The sequence below is a fragment of the Nocardia sp. NPDC005745 genome, assembly GCF_040630775.1.
In the GTDB taxonomy this organism is placed as follows: domain Bacteria; phylum Actinomycetota; class Actinomycetes; order Mycobacteriales; family Mycobacteriaceae; genus Nocardia.
Genome location: NZ_JBEXYF010000014.1, coordinates 106,543 through 124,414 on the forward strand (window position 1 = coordinate 106,543; position 17,872 = coordinate 124,414).

A 17,872-nucleotide genomic window follows, 5' to 3' on the forward strand; every position below is an offset into this window, starting at 1 on the left:
TCCGTTTCGGGTGATCCCGGCCAACGGGCCGTCGCGCAGAACCCCTGTGCGACGGCCTTCTGGTGTCATGGACAACTCGGCGACATCCTCAGCGATCTATACACACACAAGTGTGTATATTTGGCGTATGACTCGGCTCAATGTCTATGTGCCCGACGAACTGGCTGAACGCGCCCGGGAACGTGGGCTGAATGTGTCCGCGCTCACTCAGGCCGCGATCCTCGCGGAACTCGAAAAGACCGCCACCTCGGCATGGTTGGCCGAGTTCGACGACCGGCCTGAGGTCTCACACGAGGTCATCATCGCCGCTGTTGATTCGGCGCGGGATGAGTTCGGCCAGTGACCGAAACCGAACAGATTGTGCTGGACGCCAGCGCGATGGTCGACATACTCATGCGCAACGATCGCACGGCCGCTGTGACCGCGCGGATCACGACGACGGTCATGCACGTCCCGGCGCACTTCGACGCCGAAGTGCTGTCCGCGCTGGGGCGACTGAACCGTGCCGGCGATCTGACCGATGCCGAAGTCGAGACCGCGCTGAGCCGTCTCGCTCGCGCCCCACTGACCCGCCATCCACTGATGAACCTCACCAAGGGGGCTTGGGCTCGGCGTGCCGCTATCAGGCTGACCGATGCTCTCTATGTCGAACTCGCCGAACAGCTGGACATGCCGCTGATCACCACGGACGGACGTCTGGCTCGAGCGGCGTCCTGCGCCGAGGAGATCCGCGCTGTGGCCGAGCAGCGCGAATAGGCAAGGTCGAGAGTATTGGCATCGCTGTGACGTGCCGATACCCGTCGATGTCGCTTTCGGCGAGCTGGCTACGGGATAGATACCCGAAGACAGGGCCGCCGCGCAGGTGAACCCTGCGCGGCGGCCCTGCCGTATTTCGCCGGTGCGAACCGGGCGCTCAGACCTTCAGTCGAAGACCGAGCTCGCGCCGGAGCACCTCTTGCGAAGGGAGGCGGCCGAGCACGCGCAGCACCGCAGGCCGCAGCTCCCGTTGTTCCTCTTCGCTGAGCAGTCCGACAAGATCGCGCAGATCCATTTCATCGAATGCCGTTGTCATGGCAATCAGATTAAGGCCATCGACCCGATTCGTCCTGCGATGTTTAGCCACAGGTGGGAGCACGTTTTCAGACCGGACAACCGGTTTATTTACCGATTGCCGTCGTAGCGTGTCCGCGCGGCGATGACGTCGTCCATGCGCGCCTCCGCCCAGGCTTTGACGGCGCTCATGACCGGCTGAAGGCTGTGCCCGAGCGGGGTGAGTTCGTAGTCGACGCGGACCGGCACTTCGGCGGTGATCCGCCGCTTCACCAAGCCGTCGCGCTCCAGTCCGCGCAGCGTCTGGGTGAGCATCTTGGGGCTCACGCCCGCGATGATCCGGTTCAGTTCGGCGTAGCGCAAAGGGCCCTCGGCGAGCGCAGCGAGCACGAGGCTAACCCATTTGTCGCTGATCCGGTCCAGCAGCTGCCGGGTCGGACACTCGGCGATATACGCGTCGTAATGCTGTTTGGCCAGTTCACGGCGCTGCGCCGCGGTCTTCGTCGTCATCGGGGATACCTCGCCGCCACTAACGCACTCTCGGGTAACTACTACCCAGCAGATAGTAGCGCCTCGTAAGTTGGTCGACAGCCGAGAGAAAGGAACGCCATGCGCGCAGTAGTGGTTCACCAGCCGGGACCGGAAGCCGAGGTGGAGATCGTGGAAGTGCCGACGCCGCAACCGGGTCCGGGCGCGATCCGGATCGCGGTCGCGGCGGCGACGGTGAATCCGGTCGACCTGATGGTGCGTGCGGGCGTGGGCGGCACGCCGTTCGCCGCGCCGCGCGACCGATGGGGCGTCGGCTGGGACGTCGCGGGCACGGTGGACGCGCTCGGCGCGGGCGTCACCGGGTTCACGGTGGGGCAGGCGGTGATCGGCATCAGCGACCGGCTCGACGTCTCGCTCGGCGCGCAGGCCGACTATGTGGTCCTGGAGGCCGGAAACGTCGCGCCCGCTCCGGTTTCCGTGCCTCCGGTGCAAGCGGCCACCATCCCGCTGAACGGCCTCACCGCCATCCAGGCACTCGACGCGCTGGATCTCACCTCCACCGACACGCTGCTGGTGACCGGCGCGGCGGGCGCGGTCGGCGGCTTCGCCGTCGAACTCGCCGCCGCGAGGGGCGTGCGGGTGATCGCATCGGCCTCGCCAGCAGACGAGGACACGGTCCGCGCGTTGGGCGCCACCGATTTCGTGCCGCGCCAGGCCTCCCTTCCGGATGCCGTCCGCGCCCTCGTCCCCGGCGGAGTGGACGCCGCCCTCGACGCGGCCGCACTCGGCCCCACGACGCTCGCGGCGGTGCGCGGCGGCGGGCGGTTCGTGTCCATCAGCGTCCCGAACACCCCGATCCCGTTGCGCGGAACCGAGGTCCGCACGGTCCTGGTCCGCGCCGACCGCGCACAACTCGACCAACTGGTCGCCCACGTCGACGCGGGCGAACTCACCCTCCGCGTAGCGGGGACGCTCCCCCTCACTTCCGTCGATATCGCTCAGCACCGTCTGGCGACAGGCGGCATTCGTGGGCGGTTGGTCCTCATCCCCTGATCTCGATCCGCGAGTGGCGTCTAGTGCCGCTCGCGGATTGCTGGTCGCGGTGGCATCACTTTTTCGACCTTGACCGCAGGGAACCTTATACGTAACCTCGAAATCAAGCAGCGCTTCGGGCTGTGTTCGATTGGGGGAATAATGCTTTCGAGACATAATCTGTCGAAATCACAGTCAAGGCTTTTGGCAACAGTTGTACTGGTCATGTCCACCGGATGGATTCTCGGTGCTGGATCGGGTGTCGCAAATGCTGGTGTCGGGAGCTGCGAAGTCAAAGTCCACAACGTGCACCCATCCAAAGGCTCTCCCGGACTCATGGATGTGAAGGGAACGCTCATCTGCGAGGGTGACGTCGAACGTGCAGACGTCTTCATCTACTATGTGAAAGTCGATGGTCCGGAGTGGGTCCGGGTGGAAAACAGTATCGCACAGAGAACTGTGCACTCACCGACGGCGGGGAAGAAGTATACTGTGATGTCGCAGAACGGAACTCCCTGTGTCGCAGGAGAGTACATCGGGGTGGCGGAGGGCCACATCACCGTAGGCGGTAAAACGACAAAGAACTATCAGAATGGATTCGGGCCACGATCGACGGTGACTTGCTGATTCGCTGATGAAGGTGGGAAGGAAAGCTTGTGAGCGATTTCGATAGGGTGATGCCGGATCTGCATTCATGGCTGTCGAAAGAATATGGAGCATTAGGCCGATTCCTTTTCGACGCAGGATCGGACGTGATCGCTGCGACTCCCTATGGTGGCTCGGGCTCGTCTATGATCTTGACGAAAGTAGATGATGGAGTGCGGGTAGACCTCGGCTTGAATCTGTCGTTCATTGCCCCCCGAGACGATCCATTCGACCTGTCCGATATTTGTGAGATATTGCGGTCGGTCATAGAATCCGGGATTTCGCTGTCGGTACCAATAGAGCCCTTCGGTAAGCCGGTGATTCGGTACACTCTGAACTTCGCGAATGGTGTGCTGAGCTCGAGGGTGCCCGGTCATGAATACGTCGATTTCGTGATCGAAGGCTGGCGGCGGGCGGCTGGATGATCCCAGCATTCTTTCCACTGCGCTCGGACGGGCTTTTCCGCCAATAATTGACAGCGGGTGGCTCGGTAGGAATTTCGCTCGAAACGAGTTGAGGGCGGTGATTGCCTTGATAATCGCTTTCGATGCCGACCCTATGATCGATACTCCTGTGGGGCGCACATCTCTGTGTGCGCCCCACAGGGTTCAGCGGATGCGGATGGGGTCGTCGGTGTCGAGGCCGGTGCGGGTTCGGGGAGAGATGTGGATGGTGGCGGGGCTGGCGTCGGGGGCGTAGAGACTGAATTTCTCGAGGGAGCCCCAGTCGCGGGCCCAGTCGTGGTCGAGGTAGGCGGGGACGGTTTGGGACTTCAGCAGCAAGCCGGTCCAGCCGAGGGGGCCGCCGCCGATGTCGTCCTGCCAGGCGTTGGAGGCGTCGGAGCCCACCCGGTCGGGCAGGATGCGCCACCGCGGGATCTCGCCGACGCCGTCCTTGTGGTCGAACGGCCGCTGGCACGGGAAGGCCAGGCCGACGTGCCAGTCGAGCAGCACCGGATCAACCGAGCCGACCACGGAATTCAGCGTGGCCAGCTTGGGCAGCCGGGGCGGGGTGACGGCCAGCCACTGCTTGGGCGTGATGTCGTTGTCGATCGCGACCAGACGCACCGCGTTCACTTCCCCCGGCAGTCGATCCAGCGGCACCCGCAGGTTTCGCCAGGACGGCGCGGGGCCGATGTCCAGTGGATCGATCGAGCCGAGTGTGCGCACCTCGCCGTCCGCTCCGCGGACGCCGTACTCCAGGTGCAGTTCCTGTCCGTAGGTGAGCACGCCGTCCGCGTCCACCGACCGGATCCGGCCCGCCGCGGTGATCGCGAGCACCTGGTAGGCCGGGTCGTGGCGCATGCTGTCGGTCAGATCGAGCCGGTACCACTGGGTGGTCAGCTTCGCCTGCTGCTGCTCGCCCTCCTGGTAGCTGCCCAGCACCGGGGTCTTCGCCGCGTCCAGGCCGAACGGCAGCGCGACGGTACTGCCGTTGATGCCCGCCTGCGCGGTGGTGCCGCCTCCGGTGCCGGCGCCGGTGGTCTTGCTGGTCTTGTTCTCGGAATCCTTGTCCACCGAGTTCGCTCCGCCGGAGACCGTCTCCTCGGCGTCGGCGGTGAGGTCGCTCGCCACCCCGTTCGGAGTGAAACCCTTGTTCTGCGCGGCCGATCCGTCCGCGAGCGATCCGGTGAAGGGCTGCAGCAGCGAATCGGCGGTGTCGGTCTCCACCAGCACCTCGTTGGCCAGCGCGCACGAATCCCCGCCGACCGACTCCACGTTCGACTTGGTGATCGAGTACGCGGGGTACTGCGTGGCCGCGGCCTTGGCGAGCGAGGCGATCTCGAACACCACCAGCAGCGCGGCGGCTACGGTCAGCGGCGCCGACGCCCACCGGTCGAAACGCCGTGGCGCCGTCGCCCGCTCGCGCCGATACGGTTCCCGGTAGTGCAGCCAGATGGCGATCAGCAACGCGACGCCGCTGAGTCCGAGGAACAACGTGGACAGTCCCTTGCCCGCGATCAGCGGCGCCTTGTCCCACCACGGGACACCGTAGCTGGACACGTACCACCACCCGTTGGAGCCGGTGAAGGTTACGGCGAGCAGGAACAACACGGCGGCGGCGAACAGCGCCCGGTTGCGCGGAGAGCGAATGCCGGTGGTGCCCACCGCGACAGCCGCGAGCGCGGCCAACGATCCGGCCAGTCCGGCATACACGCCGAAGTGGTGCGTCCACTTGGTGGGGGTGAACATCATCAAGAACAGCGACGCGAACACGATGCCGAGAATGCGCACCGAAGGACCGCGCGAGGTGCCCGGAATCCGGCCCTTGCGCAGCACTTGCAGCACACACACCAGCAGGCACAGCAGCATCACCAGCACGCCGAACCGCCGCGCCAGTGAACCGTCCGGCGAGAGCATGAGCAGCGAATCCCAGCGGGTGCGCTCGTCGAACCACGCGACGTTCGGGCCGACGATCGTGCGGACCCGGGTGGCTTCCAGCACCGTCGACAGCGTCTGGTCGGCGAAGATCACCACCAGCACCAGCGTGCCCGCCGCCAGGCCGGGGGCGAGCAGCGCGGCGAACCGGAAGACCGTCGCTGCCCGGGAGGTCTTGCGCACGGTCCCGGGAGCGTTCACCGCTGCCGCGGCTTCGGCGGAACCCGCGGCGGCCGCGTCCGCGTCGGGTCCGGTGCGGACCGGGATCACACCGCGCGCACGCTTGATGATGATCAGCAGCACCGGTCGCGACCCGGCGATCAGCGCCGCGATGCAGATCAGACCGGTCGGGCCCGCCGCAAGGGAGAACGCGGCGATCAGCACGGCCACCGCCGCGGGCAGCAACCGGCCGGTCGCGATGGCGCGTTCGATCGAGCACCAGGTGAGCAGCGCCCCCGCCGCGATCAGCGGTTCGGGGCGCAGTCCGTTGTCGTAGGGCAGCCAGAACGCGAGGAACACCAACCCGGCCGTCCACAGCGCCACCTTGTTGCGGCGCGCCCGGGCGCCGAGGCGGGGCAGCACCTCACGGCTGATCACCAGCCAGCAGACGACCCCCGCGAGCAAGGTGGGCAGTCGCATCCACAGGCTCGCGTCGGAGATCCGGGCCATCCAGGCCAGCACCTCGTAGGACCAGCCGAACGGAGCCTCGGGGACCGCGAACCAGCGGTAGTAGTTCGCCATGTAGCCCGCGTGCTCGGAGGCTCGGGCCATGTTCAGGATGTAGCCGTCGTCGGAGGTGTTCGCCCCGATGACGTGCCACAGCGCCAGGATGCCCAGCACGACGCCGTCCGCCGGGGTGACCCGCCACCAGTGCGCGGGCAGGAACCGCCGCGCTCTGCGCCCGTCGGTGGTGTCCAGCAGATGCAGTGCGACGAGTGCGATCAGCGTGAACACAGCGGCGGCGAGCATGGCGGCCAGCTTCAGCGGCGTCGGTGTGGAGGAGAAACGCGAGTCGATGTCCGCGTGCACCTGCGCTCCGGCGAGCCGACCGGCATCCAGGTCGGTGAACATGCCGACCAGCTGCGGCCGCACGTCCCGGCCGATCGTGGTCCGAAACGGCGTGCCGTCCTGACGGGTGACGCCGGTGAGTTCGAGGGTCGTCGCGGCGGCGTTCGACTCGATGCCGATCGTCGCGCAGGACCCGACCTCCGACAGCGGCGCGGACAGCAGCGGGATGTCCCGCAGCACCGCCGAGAGGACGCCGTCGGCGACCGAGACCACCAGCCCTTTGGTCGCCGCCTGGCCGGAGGCCACCGGGACGGTGGACAGCACGGTGCCGCCCGCTCCGAGCTCGCTCACCAGCGAGCAGGGCAGCGTCGCGCGCAACCGCAGCGGTTCGTAGGACACCAGCGGCGCCGCCACGCTCGCGGCGCCCGGCTGGGGCCAGTCCACGCTCGCCCGATCCTGCCGCACCGGCAGGATCGGGGTCAGCAACGCCAGCAGGAATCCGAGAAGCCCGGAGAGGAGGGCGATCAAGCGGATACGGGTGAACGCTCGAGAAGATCGGTCCGGTCGCACGGTGGTTGATGCTAGCTACCGTCCGGTGTGATTCCGACTGCCCCCGACGCACGCAGCGTATGAACGTCCCACAGCCAGACGTCCTCGACGCGCGTCGGTGTGAATCCGAGCAGCTGCGTGACCGTCTCGCGCAGTACCTCGCCGTTCCTCGTCGCGGGCAGCACCAGGACGTCGGCGCGCCAGAACCGCAGATCATCCAGCGCGCGGGCGCGCACGTCGGCGTCGATCCGCGGGACCACCCCGGTGTCCTGCGCCTGCACCAGCAGGGCGGTGGTCGGACGGGCCTCGGGGCCGTAGATCCCCTTCTTGGTCATACCGGTCGGGCCGACGAAGTAACCTCCCGCGAGCGGGAAGCTGAAATCGGCGTCGGCCTGCCAGCGCAGCCCCCGCGCGTCGGGTGGCCGGGGCGGGGGTACCAGAACCACCGATCCGTCGCCGACATAGCGGCGTACGGTGCCGTCGGCGAAGAAATCCGGCGTCGGCGTCCGTTCGACCACCGGCAGGATTGTCGGGATCAACGGCAGCAGCGCGCAGGCGAGAGCGCCGAACCACGCGAGCGGCTTCCAGTCCACCGCCGATAGCGTCCAGGTCCGCACCGCCCGCTCGCTGGCCAGTGCGAGCACGATCGCGATGGCCGGGATCGCGGCCATGCTGAGCCTGCTCTCCAGCACCGTGTTCAGCAGCGGGACCTGTTCGGCCCAGCGCCACGGCAGTGCGATGCCGGTCGGCCGCTTGCCGATCGTGGCGACCGCGCCCAGCGACAGCACTCCGAAGACCGCGATCACCACGGCCGCGGCCCGCACCACCCGGTCGCGCCACAGCAGGCCCACGGTGAATACCACGAGGAGCAGCAGCGGCCAGCCGAAGTACGCGTTCTGCTCGGTCGGGTTGATCGCCACGTTCTGGCCGGGAGCGAACACGCCACCCAGCGACTCGGACGGGAACTGCACCAGCGCTTCGAGATCGTTGCCCATCGGGCCGTGGTCGATCGAGCGATAGCTCTGCGGGCCGAAGAACTGCCACCACAGCGGGATCTCGGCGAGCGCCAGGGTGATCACCGCGCTCAGCACGAGGGTGGGGGCGATCATCCGCGCCACGCGCAGCCCGGCGCGTGGCGCATGCAGGTAGTAGACGAGCGCGAACAAGCCGAAGGCGAGTGCGAAGATCAGCAGCGGTTCCTCGCCGAGCGCGATCTGCATCGCGACCAGAAGGCCCAGGATGACGGCATCGCGCACCCGCGGGCGCGGCTGCGCTGCTCGCCGCGTCATCCGGATCAGCAGGCCCGCGATGATCGGAAGCAGCAGCAGCACGACGAAATTCGGGTGCGCGTTGGCGTGCGAGATCATCCCGGGCGCGAAACCGCAGAACAGGCCGCCGATCACCGCGGCGACCCGGGATCGGACGAGTTCGCGGGAGAACAGGTGATACCAGGCGAACGCCGTACCGGCGAGGCCGATGGTGAGCACGAGCACGAACGTGACGGTGGGCCCGAAGAGCAAGGTGACCGGCGTCAGCGGCACGCCGACGCCGAACATGGCCGTATTGGCCATCATGTTCACCCCGGCCGGAAAGTTTTGCAGGTCGGTGCCGAGCGGGTTCTGCGAGTTGGCAACCGAGTGTGCGGTGACGGCGAAGAACCACTCCCACATCGTCTGGTCCTGACCGCTCTTGATCAGGTATCCGCTGTCGGTGTCGCGCCACTGACCCGACAGCACCGCCGCGGCCAGTGCCAGGTAGCCGAGACCGACGAGCAGATCGGCGCCACCGGCCCGGAGGCGGGGGAGCCGGGTTCGCGCGGGACTGGTGAGCACTCCGGCCGCTGTCGCTTCCGTCGCGACCGCGACCTCCGCCGATTCCGTCTCCGCGCCGGTTTCGACGTCTTGTGCACGTGTCACCTGCGCATCACTCCTCGACAGCGCCCTCCATACCAACCACGCTGTGCGTGGACCGACAAACGGGAGGGGTATCCACTTCGCGCGAGTTCAACCGTGGCGATTTCGCCGCTTCGGTCAGCGGCGGACGGTGACCAGCGTGAACGGGCCGATGTCCGTGCTGGTGAAACGCGAGTCGGCGAACAGTTCCTTGGGGAAGCTCACCGGGTAACGCGCCACGTTCGGGTCGTTCGGGTAGACGTCCTCGGCCAGCCGCAAGGTGTAGCTGTCGCCGCTGCGCCGGAACAGGAACGCGTCCGGCGCGCGCCACGGGCTCGCCGCCATCGCGTCGAGCAACTCCTGCGACGTCTTCAGTTCGCTCCAGCGCTTGATGGTGGCCCCGCGCGCTGCGAAATCGGCGAGCGGATTGGCGTAGTGCGAGGTGAGCGCCTGGAAGCCGAAGTAGGGGTAGAAGGAAAGGAAGCTCGTGTCGGCGGTGAGCACCACCGTGTCCGAGCGCGGTCGCCCGGTCTGCGCGATGAGTGCCTGGTCCACCTCGCGGTAGCGCGCAACCGCTGAGGCGGGTCGCTGGTCGGCCCGGTTTCCGTCACCGTCGGTGTCGGTGTAGGCGGTGGTGATCTCGGCGGTCAGCACATGCGGGATGTCCTGAGCGAAGGCCAGCGCGCCGATCGTCGCGACGACGATCGCCACCAGCCGGAACCGGGCGGGCTCGTTCAAAGCCTGGTAGATCGCCCGCGCGCCCTCCACGAACCCGAACGCGCCGGCGACCGACAGCAACACCAGCAGCACCGGCTCCAGCCGGAACGACAGCAGCGTGGTGCCCGCGGCGGTCGCCACCATGGACAGCAGCGTCCACAGGTAGATCGCCGCCACCCCGATACCCAGCGCCTGCGCCCTGCGCGACGACGCCCCGCGCAGCACCAGCCATATGGTGCCGATCAGGCACAGCGCTCCGAGCAGCGAGAACTGGAACATCGGCAGGGGCAGCTCGGCTCCCGCCTCCGGCAGGTAGTGCAGGGCGGTTCCGGAACTCGCGGTCGTGCCGCGCAGCGCCTTCGCCAGGTACGGGGCCCACACGACGAGCGCGATCAGTCCGGCGATCGCCGCGATCACCACCAGCCGCGTCAGCGGCGGCACCGCCGCGCGCCAAGGGCGGCGCGCCGAGGCCGTCGTCACGCGAGCGCGACGCGGCTGGTCGGCGCCGCGCCGCGCGCGCACCGCCAGGAAGGCCGCCAGCAGCCCCATCAGAGCGACCGCGAAGGCGGCCACGAGGAAGTAGAGGGTGTAGAACGTGGCCGCCCAGCCCAGGAACAATCCGGTACCGGCGACCGCGCCCCACCCACCGGCGGTGCGATGCTCGGTGTCGTCCGCCTTCACGTCCTCGAGGGGTCGATACAGTGCCCCCCAAGCGAGCACCAGGGCGGGCGGAAGCAGCAGCACGATGACGGCGCTGTACGCCTCGGGCGCGGCGTAGGCCAGGGTGACCGCCGTGCTCGCCGCAGCGACGCCCACTGCCCAATCCGCGCGGATCAGCTTCGACCACAGCACCAGCGCGACGACGGCGGCCACCGCGAGGAAGCCGATCGCGTACGGCTTGAACACCTCCCAGCCGTCCATCCCGAGCAGATTCGCGACCCGCCCGCCGATCCAGAACCAGCCCGCCGGGTAGAAGGACGGCAGATCCGCGTACGTCATATCGCGCAGCGCGGCGGAATCGGTGAGCCGCGTGAGGAACTCGGTGCGGAACTCCTGATCCACCGAGACGCCGAACAGATACAGCTTCGTCGCCGCCAGCGGCATGCCGAGGGTGAACGTGACGAACGTCGAAAGACCGATCCAGGACAGCGGTTTCGCGAGCAAGGGCCACTTGCGCAGCCGCAGCAGCGCGATCGCGACCGCGAGCATGACCGCGGCGGCGACCTGCCCGACCGTGGTCAGCGCCCGCGTCACGTTCGATGCGTTGAAGGCGGGCCACTGCACCAGCGAGAACGCGACGAGTCCGACGGCGGCCACCACCGCGGCGACGACCGCGGCGAGCGCGGCCTCACCGGCGCCCGAGACGATCTGCCGCATCGCGAGCGACCTCCGCCCCGGCGCCGGGGCCGGATCGGCGGGCCGCGGCGGCGCTTCGTCCGTTGCGGTCACCGTGCTCAACGGACCGCTCCGCGCTCGTCGCACTGGATTACTCGCATGGCGCCTCCGGGTTCACAGGGTCCACTCCGTCAGACGATAGGTGCCCGCGCGATCACCGATCACGCGGGCACCGAGTTCGTTCGCCGAGGGTCAGATCGGCAGTCTGCGGAAGATCGCGCGCGGGACGTGCCGCAGCACCATCATCACGTAGCGGAAGCCGCCCGGCGCCCAGACCAGTTCCTTCCCCCGCTGCGAGGCCGCGACCGCCAGCGCCGCGACATCTTCCTTGTCCACGGTGAGCGGAGCCTCTTTGACGTGCGCCGAGAACTTGGTGCGCACCATGCCGGGCCGGATCACCAGCACGCGCGGGCCGTGCGGCCGCAGTGCTTCGCCGAGCCCGAGGTAGAAGCCGTCCAGGCCGGCTTTGGTCGACCCGTAGACGAAGTTCGAGCGCCGCACCCGCTCACCGGCCACCGACGACATCGCGATGATCCGGCCGAAGCCCTGCGCCTTCATCTTCTCGCCCACCAGCACGCCGACGGAGACCGAGGCGGTGTAGTTGATCTGGGCGACCCGCACGGCCTTGCTCTGGTTCTGCCACAGCTCCTCGGGATCTCCGTCGAGGGCGAAGGCGACGATCGCGACGTCCACGTCACCCGCGTCCCACGCGGCGTCGATCACCTTGGGGTGGCTCTCGGTGTCGAGCGCGTCGAAGTCGATGACGTCGACCTGGCTCGCGCCCGCGGCCTTCATCTGGGCGACCGCGCCCTCCCGCAGCGGATCACCGGGCAGCGCCGCGAGGGTGATGCGCGCGGGTCCCTTCTTCAGGTACTCCGCGCAGATTGCCAAGCCGATCTCCGAGGTGCCACCCAGCAGCAGAATCGACTGCGGGTTGCCAACGGCATTGATCACTGCAGCTCCAGCCTTCTCGCCATATCGGACATGAACACGCCTGTGGGGTCGACGCTGCGGCGGACCTTGATCCACTCGTCGATCCGGGGATACATCTTGTGGAAGGTCTCGGCGGTGGTCCGCGAGTCCTTCGCGGTGTACAGCCGCCCGCCGAACTCGAGCACCCGCCGGTCCAGTTCGCCGACCAGCTCGTTGAGGCCCGGCTTGATCGGGAAGTCGACGCAGATGTTCCAGCCCGGCATCGGGAAGCTCAGCGGGGCCTGGTTGCCCGGGCCGAACAGCTTGAACACGTTCAGCGCCGAGTAGTGCCCGGACGCCTGGATGTCGATGATGATCCGCTTGAATTCCTCGACCGCCTCGGTGGGCACCACGAACTGGTACTGGAGGAAGCCGTTGGAGCCGTAGCCGCGGTTCCACTCCGCGATCATGTCCAGCGGGTGATAGAACTGCGTCAGATTCTGCACCTTGCCGGTGTAGTTGCCGCCCATCCGGTAGTACGCCTCGCCGATGGACATCAGCGTGACCTTGTTCATCGTCCAGTTCGGGAAGATGTCCGGAACGGTCATCAGCTGCGGCGCGTCGAACTTCAGCGGCTTGCTGCGCAGCCGCTTGGGCAGCTCGTCGAGCTTGGCCAGCCTGCCCCGGGTGATCGTGGCGCGGCCCAGCTTGGGCAGCGGGCTGATCACGTCGAACCAGGCGCTCGAGTAGGTGTAGTTCGCCTCGCTGCCGTCGCTGTGCGCGGCGATGGTCTCGTCGAGCGTCGTGGTCTTCACGCCGTCGTTGAGGAAGTAGGCGGTCTCCGTGGGCACCATCTCGATGGTCGCGCGCAGGATGATGCCGGTGAGCCCGTTGCCGCCGACGGTCGCCCAGAACAGCTTGGCGTTGCGCTTCGGCGTGATGTGCTGCACCTGCCCGTCGGCGGTGAGCAGATCGATCGAGCGCACGTGATTGCCGAAGCTGCCCTCGCTGTGGTGGTTCTTGCCGTGGATGTCGGAGGCGATCGCGCCCCCGATCGTCACCTGGCGGGTGCCGGGCAGCACCGGCACCCAGAGCCCGAACGGCAGCGCGGCCTTCATGAGCTGGTCCAGGCTGACGCCGCCGTCCACGTCCACGATGCGGGTGTCGCGGTCGATCCGATGGATGTTGTTCAGCGCGGTCATGTCGACGACCAGGCCGCCCGCGTTCTGCGCGTGGTCGCCGTAGGAGCGGCCGAGACCGCGGGCGATCACGCCGCGCCGCAGGTGGGCCGGCTTGCCGTCGTTGTCCTCGGCGACCATGGCGACTGCCTTGGCGATCAGTTCGGGATCGCTGGTCGAGAGCACTTCGGAAGAGGTGGGTGCGGTGCGACCCCACCCGGTCAACGTGCGGGTGCGCGTCGGAAGGTCGAACGCGTTCCCCGCAGCGGGGCCGTCGTTCGTGACGCCGGCGCCCTTGTCGTTCCCGGTTGTCTTGGTGGCGGTCGGAGCTTTCGTGGACATCGGCATAGAGGCTACAGGTATGACGCCAGATAGGAACGGGGTCGCTCTACCCATCGGTAGTGGCGCACACCTCGGATCAACGCCGAATCCCGGTCATCGCCGGTTCGACGCTACGCTCGTCGGCGTGCAAGCCGAACCCCACCTGCCGCTTCCGGCGGAGTTGCCGCTGGTCGACGAGCCCGGCGGCAGCGATGTCGACCTCAAGACGCAGATCATCCGGTTCACCCTCACCGGCGGGTTCTCGGCCGTCGTCGACTACGGGCTCTACAGCCTGCTGCTCAACCTGGTGGGCCTGCCGGTCATCGTCGCCAAGTCGATCAGTTTCGTGGCGGGCACCACAACCGCCTACCTGATCAATCGCCGCTGGACCTTCCAGGCCCCGCCCAGCCGCGTCCGCTTCCTCGCGGTCGTCGCGCTCTACGCGGTGACCTTCGCGGTGCAGGTCGGCATCAACAACCTGTTCTACTTCACCCTCCCAGGCGAGTGGTGGCGCCAGCCGCTGGCCTTCGTCATCGCCCAGGGCACCGCGACCGTCATCAACTTCGTCGTCCAGCGCTTGGTGATCTTCAAGATCCGCTGACTATTCGCTCGTCGCGCCGCGGTGGGTCAGAAAGGTCTCGACCAATCGGTTCACTTCGTCGGGGATCTCCGCTGCCGCGAGGTGCGCGGCTCCGTCGACGACCACGAGTTCCGCGCCGGGGATGGACTTCGCCATGATCTCGAGTTCGGGCACGGGGAACGTGCGATCCTCGCGGCCTCCGACGATCAGTGTGGGACAGGTGATCGAGGCGAACCGGCTTCGTTGGTCCGGCCGGTCGATCACCACCGATCGCACGGCGTGCGCGACCGATGCCGGATCATTGCGACGCGCCACGTCGACGACCTGCCGGACCACCTGCGGGCGGGTGCGTTCGGTTGTCGGACCGAGAAACGCGCGAACCACCGATCCGGTGAGCGGTGGGCGAATCCCGCCCAGAATCCGGATCGCCATCAGCAGCGTCCGGTACTGCAGCCGCTGACCGAGCGGTGCCGATGACGCCGTGCCGTTCATCAGAACGGCGGACTCGACGCGATCAGGGAATTCGGCGGCGAGGGTGCCGCCGATCATCGCGCCCCAGGAGTTCCCGATGAAATGCGTCCGAGGTAATCCGAGCTGATCGAGGATGTCGACCACACAGCCCGCGCACTCGTCGAAGGTGAAGGGGCGCTCGAGACGACTGGACCCGCCGTGGCCGGGCGGGTCCACCGCGATGGTCAGGAAATTCCGTGCGAAGTGCGCCACCTGGGCGTCCCAGAGGGCGGCGTCCATCAGAAGGCTCGGCCACATCACGATCGGATGGCCGCCGCCGGTCAGCACGACGTGCAGCAACCCGAGCCGAGTCTGTATGTGGATATGCCTGCGGTCCATGACAGTGCTCATTCCTCGCGGTGAGCGGCGGGCCGGTGCCCGGCCGGGTCGTCTTCCCGCTACGTCGAACGGGTCCCGCCGCCGGCTTTGACGCGCCGATGTTCTGGGCTGTGATCTGTACGATCGGACTCCCACGTTAGGCCTGGACCCATGCGCGCTCGACCTGATCCGTGCACGGGTCCGACGGAAGCGCGCACGCCGGTCTGGAGGATGCTCGTGTCGATCACCGAGCCATATCGGGTGGAACGAGTCGATACCGGCGCAGTCCCGCCCCGCGAGTCGGCCGACTTCTGGGCCGAGCACGTCTGTCGTAACCAGGGCACGTTGCAGTGCCGCTTCGCCAGTCCGGCGTCGTTCCGTGGCGCTACGGCCGTGCAGCGATACGCGGGCTATCAGCTGATCGATTTCTGGTCCGACAGCATCGTCTACGCCAGAACCCGTGCGGACATCCGGCACGACGGCGATGAGAGCCTGCGGGTGATGATCCCGGTAGCGGGCGCATTGCGTCTTCGGCAGGACGACATCACCGCCCAGGTAGTCCCGGGGCACGGCGCGGTGGTCACCAAGACCCGTCCTGTGGAATTCCGCCAGCCCATGGCCGCGCGCGGCTGGGTGTTGAACGTCCCGGCGGGCGCGCTGCCCCTCGAACTCGGGGCGGGACCCGCACTGATCGACCTGCGGGAAGGACTGGGATCGGTTGTCACAGGCATGATCACCGAACTCGGCAAGCAGCGCGCGGCCGTCGACGGTCCCGAGTTCGCCTCCGCCTGTGACACGATCGTCGATCTACTCGGCCTCTGCCTGCGCCGCCGCGACGCGATGCCCACCGTACTGGCCACCGTGGACACCGCGGTCCGCGATCACGTCCGCCGCCACGCCGACGACCCGAGCCTGACGCCCACCGCGATCGCGCGAAGCCTCGGCTGGTCACTGCGCCAGATCCAACTGGCCTTACATCACACCGGTACGACACCGAGCGACCTGATCCGCGCCGAACGCCTCGACCGCGCGCACCGCCGCCTCCGCGAAGCCCCACGCGACCGCACCGTCGCCGACATCGCGTACGCCAGCGGTTTCCGCTCGCTCAGCGCCTTCGGAGCCGCGTTCAAGGCGCGGTTCGGGGTGACTCCGCAGGAAGTACGACCGCGCTGAGCGAAGGTCATCGGATACGGTGTTCGTCGGCACACGGGGCGGGATCGAGCACGGCGCCGTACACCTGAACCCCAACGGCCACACGATTCTTCGGCGGAGAAGGGGGCGCGATGGCAGGGTATTTGCAGGTCGATATCGACGTTCTGGCCAAGACGGTGCAGTCGCTTCGTGAGGCCGGCCAGGTTTTGGACGATGCGATGAAAGCCCTCGCGAAGGGCGGACACGGCGACATAGGCACGCCGGCCCTCAACGATGCGGCCGACAGCTTCCAGCGGCGGTGGCGTTTCGGGATCGAGCGCATCTGTGAGGCCGCCACCACTACCGCTGAGGGCGTGTCGAAATGTCATGACGCCTACCTCTCCCTCGACAACTCCTTCGCGAAGGCACTCGGGCAAGGGGAGAATCCGGTCAGTGGGCAAGCGCCCGACAACGGCGACCAGCCGGGCATCGTCCGATGAGCGTCAACCCCTACCCGAACCTCGGATTCAATCCGGTCCCCGGGACGCCGGATGAGGTGGCGAGCCTGCGGGGCGAGATCGACACCGCTCGACAAGGTGTGACGGAAACCAGAAGCCTGCTGAATCGCCTGGTGGACAGCGATGACGTGTGGAAAGGCGACGCGGGCAACGCATTTCGAACGAACTTCGACGCCACCTTGGCGAGCGATCTGGGATACGCCCAGCAATCGCTGGAGCGAGCCGTCGATCTGCTGGGCGAGTGGCACACCAACCTGGTCGGCTACCACGACACGGCGAAGGGACTGGAGCAGGAAGCGGCCGACGCGCGCGCTCAACACACGCAGGCGGTGAGCGCGCTGCAACAAGCTCGATCCAATCCCGACCTGGGCTTGGCGAACGTGCAGTTCAGCGATCCGGACGAGTTGCGTGCCGCGCAAACGCGGCTGAACAATGCCACTGCCAAGGTCAACGCGGCGGTGGCCGCCGTCGACGACTGGCAAGGGAAAATAGACGCGATCATCGGCCGCGCACGCGATCTCGAAAGCACCCACAGCGCCCTCGCGGGCCGCATCGCCGCGGCGTTGGACGCCGCGGCGAAGGATTTCGCGCCGAGCCCGCCGGACAAGAGCATCTGGGATCGAATCGCCGACGCCGTGAAAGCCGTTGGTGAGTGGATCGACGAGAACCGTGAACTTCTCCACACGATTTTGTCCAACACGGCGGCCATCGCCGGCCTGCTCGCGGTCATCACTCCGCCGCCGGTCGACGCAATCGCTCTGGGCGTCGCCCTTGTTGCGGGCGCGGGCGCGTTGGGGCTGGATCTCACCGACAGCGAAATGCGCGACGATCTCTTGCACGGAAGCCTCAGCGAGCGTCTCAGCGCCGGGTTGAACATCTCCGGTGATGCGTTGGGTCTGATTCCCGGAGTAGGTGCGCTGGGGAAGGTCAGCAAGGTGGCATTGCTCGGCGACGCTGTTGGCGACGTCGGCCGATTCGAGGGTATGGCCCGGGCCTGGTCCGAGGCTGCCCACAACCCCGGGCTCGTCAACAAGGTCATGACCGACCACAATGTCGGAAACGTCACGGAGCTCCTGTCGAGGACAGGAGCTACCAACGGAGTCAACCGGTTGCTGCAATTCACCGGCGTCGAAGGCGCGCACAGCGTCGCCGACCCGGCGGTTGCGCTGACCGTCCTCAAGCGCGGTGAAGGCGCCATCAGCACACTTGCTGGCACAGCGCTGAGCGGCATTTTCGGAGGCTGACACCA

17 protein-coding genes are annotated in these 17,872 nt (G+C 67.4%); 9 read left to right on the top strand and 8 right to left on the bottom strand.

Features of this window, described 5'->3' with window-relative positions:
* Positions 1 to 127 precede the first annotated feature (127 nt).
* On the top strand, positions 128 to 343 hold the full coding sequence (locus ABZ420_RS16885; protein WP_357123125.1) for a type II toxin-antitoxin system CcdA family antitoxin: 216 nt from the start codon (positions 128 to 130) through the stop codon (positions 341 to 343).
* Positions 340 to 756, top strand: a complete 417-nt coding sequence (locus ABZ420_RS16890; RefSeq protein ID WP_357123128.1) for a type II toxin-antitoxin system VapC family toxin — start codon at positions 340 to 342, stop codon at positions 754 to 756. The genes ABZ420_RS16885 and ABZ420_RS16890 overlap by 4 nt, the downstream gene beginning before the upstream one ends.
* A gap of 157 nt (positions 757 to 913) precedes the next feature.
* Here the strand turns inward: ABZ420_RS16890 and ABZ420_RS16895 are convergent, their stop codons facing one another.
* Positions 914 to 1,072: a hypothetical protein gene (locus tag ABZ420_RS16895; RefSeq protein WP_168434190.1), complete on the bottom strand. Its 159-nt coding sequence runs from the start codon at positions 1,070 to 1,072 to the stop codon at positions 914 to 916.
* An 89-nt stretch (positions 1,073 to 1,161) separates the two neighbouring features.
* Positions 1,162 to 1,560 carry a helix-turn-helix domain-containing protein gene (locus ABZ420_RS16900; RefSeq protein WP_357123131.1) on the bottom strand — a complete coding sequence of 133 codons (399 nt, stop codon included), beginning with the start codon at positions 1,558 to 1,560 and terminating at the stop codon, positions 1,162 to 1,164.
* A 99-nt stretch (positions 1,561 to 1,659) separates the two neighbouring features.
* Here ABZ420_RS16900 and ABZ420_RS16905 point away from each other — a divergent pair, with 99 nt between their 5' ends.
* The 3 genes from ABZ420_RS16905 to ABZ420_RS16915 all read left to right on the top strand — a co-directional run bounded on the left by ABZ420_RS16905 (position 1,660) and on the right by ABZ420_RS16915 (position 3,641).
* Positions 1,660 to 2,592 carry an NADP-dependent oxidoreductase gene (locus tag ABZ420_RS16905; protein WP_357123134.1) on the top strand — a complete coding sequence of 311 codons (933 nt, stop codon included), beginning with the start codon at positions 1,660 to 1,662 and terminating at the stop codon, positions 2,590 to 2,592.
* Between the two features lie 69 nt (positions 2,593 to 2,661).
* Positions 2,662 to 3,198: a hypothetical protein gene (locus ABZ420_RS16910; RefSeq protein WP_357123137.1), complete on the top strand. Its 537-nt coding sequence runs from the start codon at positions 2,662 to 2,664 to the stop codon at positions 3,196 to 3,198.
* Positions 3,199 to 3,227: 29 nt separating this feature from the next.
* Entirely contained in the window at positions 3,228 to 3,641 is a 414-nt protein-coding gene (locus ABZ420_RS16915; RefSeq protein WP_357123140.1) for a hypothetical protein, read from the top strand.
* A gap of 183 nt (positions 3,642 to 3,824) precedes the next feature.
* Here the strand turns inward: ABZ420_RS16915 and ABZ420_RS16920 are convergent, their stop codons facing one another.
* The 5 genes from ABZ420_RS16920 to ABZ420_RS16940 form a co-directional block, all read right to left on the bottom strand.
* Positions 3,825 to 7,172 carry an arabinosyltransferase domain-containing protein gene (locus ABZ420_RS16920; RefSeq protein WP_357123143.1) on the bottom strand — a complete coding sequence of 1,116 codons (3,348 nt, stop codon included), beginning with the start codon at positions 7,170 to 7,172 and terminating at the stop codon, positions 3,825 to 3,827.
* An 11-nt stretch (positions 7,173 to 7,183) separates the two neighbouring features.
* The gene (locus ABZ420_RS16925) at positions 7,184 to 9,067 is read right to left on the bottom strand and encodes a DUF6541 family protein (protein ID WP_357123146.1); all 1,884 of its coding nucleotides are present in this window, start codon (positions 9,065 to 9,067) and stop codon (positions 7,184 to 7,186) included.
* Positions 9,068 to 9,181: 114 nt separating this feature from the next.
* Positions 9,182 to 11,137, bottom strand: coding sequence for a galactan 5-O-arabinofuranosyltransferase (locus ABZ420_RS16930; RefSeq protein WP_357123349.1), 1,956 nt, complete (start codon positions 11,135 to 11,137; stop codon positions 9,182 to 9,184).
* A gap of 210 nt (positions 11,138 to 11,347) precedes the next feature.
* Positions 11,348 to 12,109, bottom strand: coding sequence for a decaprenylphospho-beta-D-erythro-pentofuranosid-2-ulose 2-reductase (locus ABZ420_RS16935; protein WP_040864261.1), 762 nt, complete (start codon positions 12,107 to 12,109; stop codon positions 11,348 to 11,350).
* Positions 12,106 to 13,593: an FAD-binding oxidoreductase gene (locus tag ABZ420_RS16940; protein WP_245660056.1), complete on the bottom strand. Its 1,488-nt coding sequence runs from the start codon at positions 13,591 to 13,593 to the stop codon at positions 12,106 to 12,108. Before ABZ420_RS16940 ends, ABZ420_RS16935 begins: the two co-directional genes overlap by 4 nt.
* 118 nt (positions 13,594 to 13,711) lie before the next feature.
* Between ABZ420_RS16940 and ABZ420_RS16945 the strand changes: the two genes are divergently transcribed.
* On the top strand, positions 13,712 to 14,167 hold the full coding sequence (locus ABZ420_RS16945) for a GtrA family protein (RefSeq protein ID WP_245548774.1): 456 nt from the start codon (positions 13,712 to 13,714) through the stop codon (positions 14,165 to 14,167).
* On the opposite strand, the gene ABZ420_RS16950 is transcribed toward ABZ420_RS16945, so the two are convergent.
* Positions 14,168 to 14,995: an alpha/beta fold hydrolase gene (locus ABZ420_RS16950; protein ID WP_357123149.1), complete on the bottom strand. Its 828-nt coding sequence runs from the start codon at positions 14,993 to 14,995 to the stop codon at positions 14,168 to 14,170. It abuts the gene before it with no gap.
* A gap of 216 nt (positions 14,996 to 15,211) precedes the next feature.
* On the opposite strand from ABZ420_RS16950, the gene ABZ420_RS16955 reads away from it, so the two are divergent.
* The 3 genes from ABZ420_RS16955 to ABZ420_RS16965 all read left to right on the top strand — a co-directional run bounded on the left by ABZ420_RS16955 (position 15,212) and on the right by ABZ420_RS16965 (position 17,867).
* The gene (locus ABZ420_RS16955) at positions 15,212 to 16,147 is read left to right on the top strand and encodes an AraC family transcriptional regulator (RefSeq protein WP_357123152.1); all 936 of its coding nucleotides are present in this window, start codon (positions 15,212 to 15,214) and stop codon (positions 16,145 to 16,147) included.
* Positions 16,148 to 16,257: 110 nt separating this feature from the next.
* Entirely contained in the window at positions 16,258 to 16,605 is a 348-nt protein-coding gene (locus tag ABZ420_RS16960; protein ID WP_357123155.1) for a hypothetical protein, read from the top strand.
* Positions 16,602 to 17,867 (top strand): hypothetical protein, encoded by a 1,266-nt coding sequence (locus ABZ420_RS16965; protein WP_357123158.1) that lies wholly within the window; start codon positions 16,602 to 16,604, stop codon positions 17,865 to 17,867. Before ABZ420_RS16960 ends, ABZ420_RS16965 begins: the two co-directional genes overlap by 4 nt.
* Positions 17,868 to 17,872 lie beyond the last annotated feature (5 nt).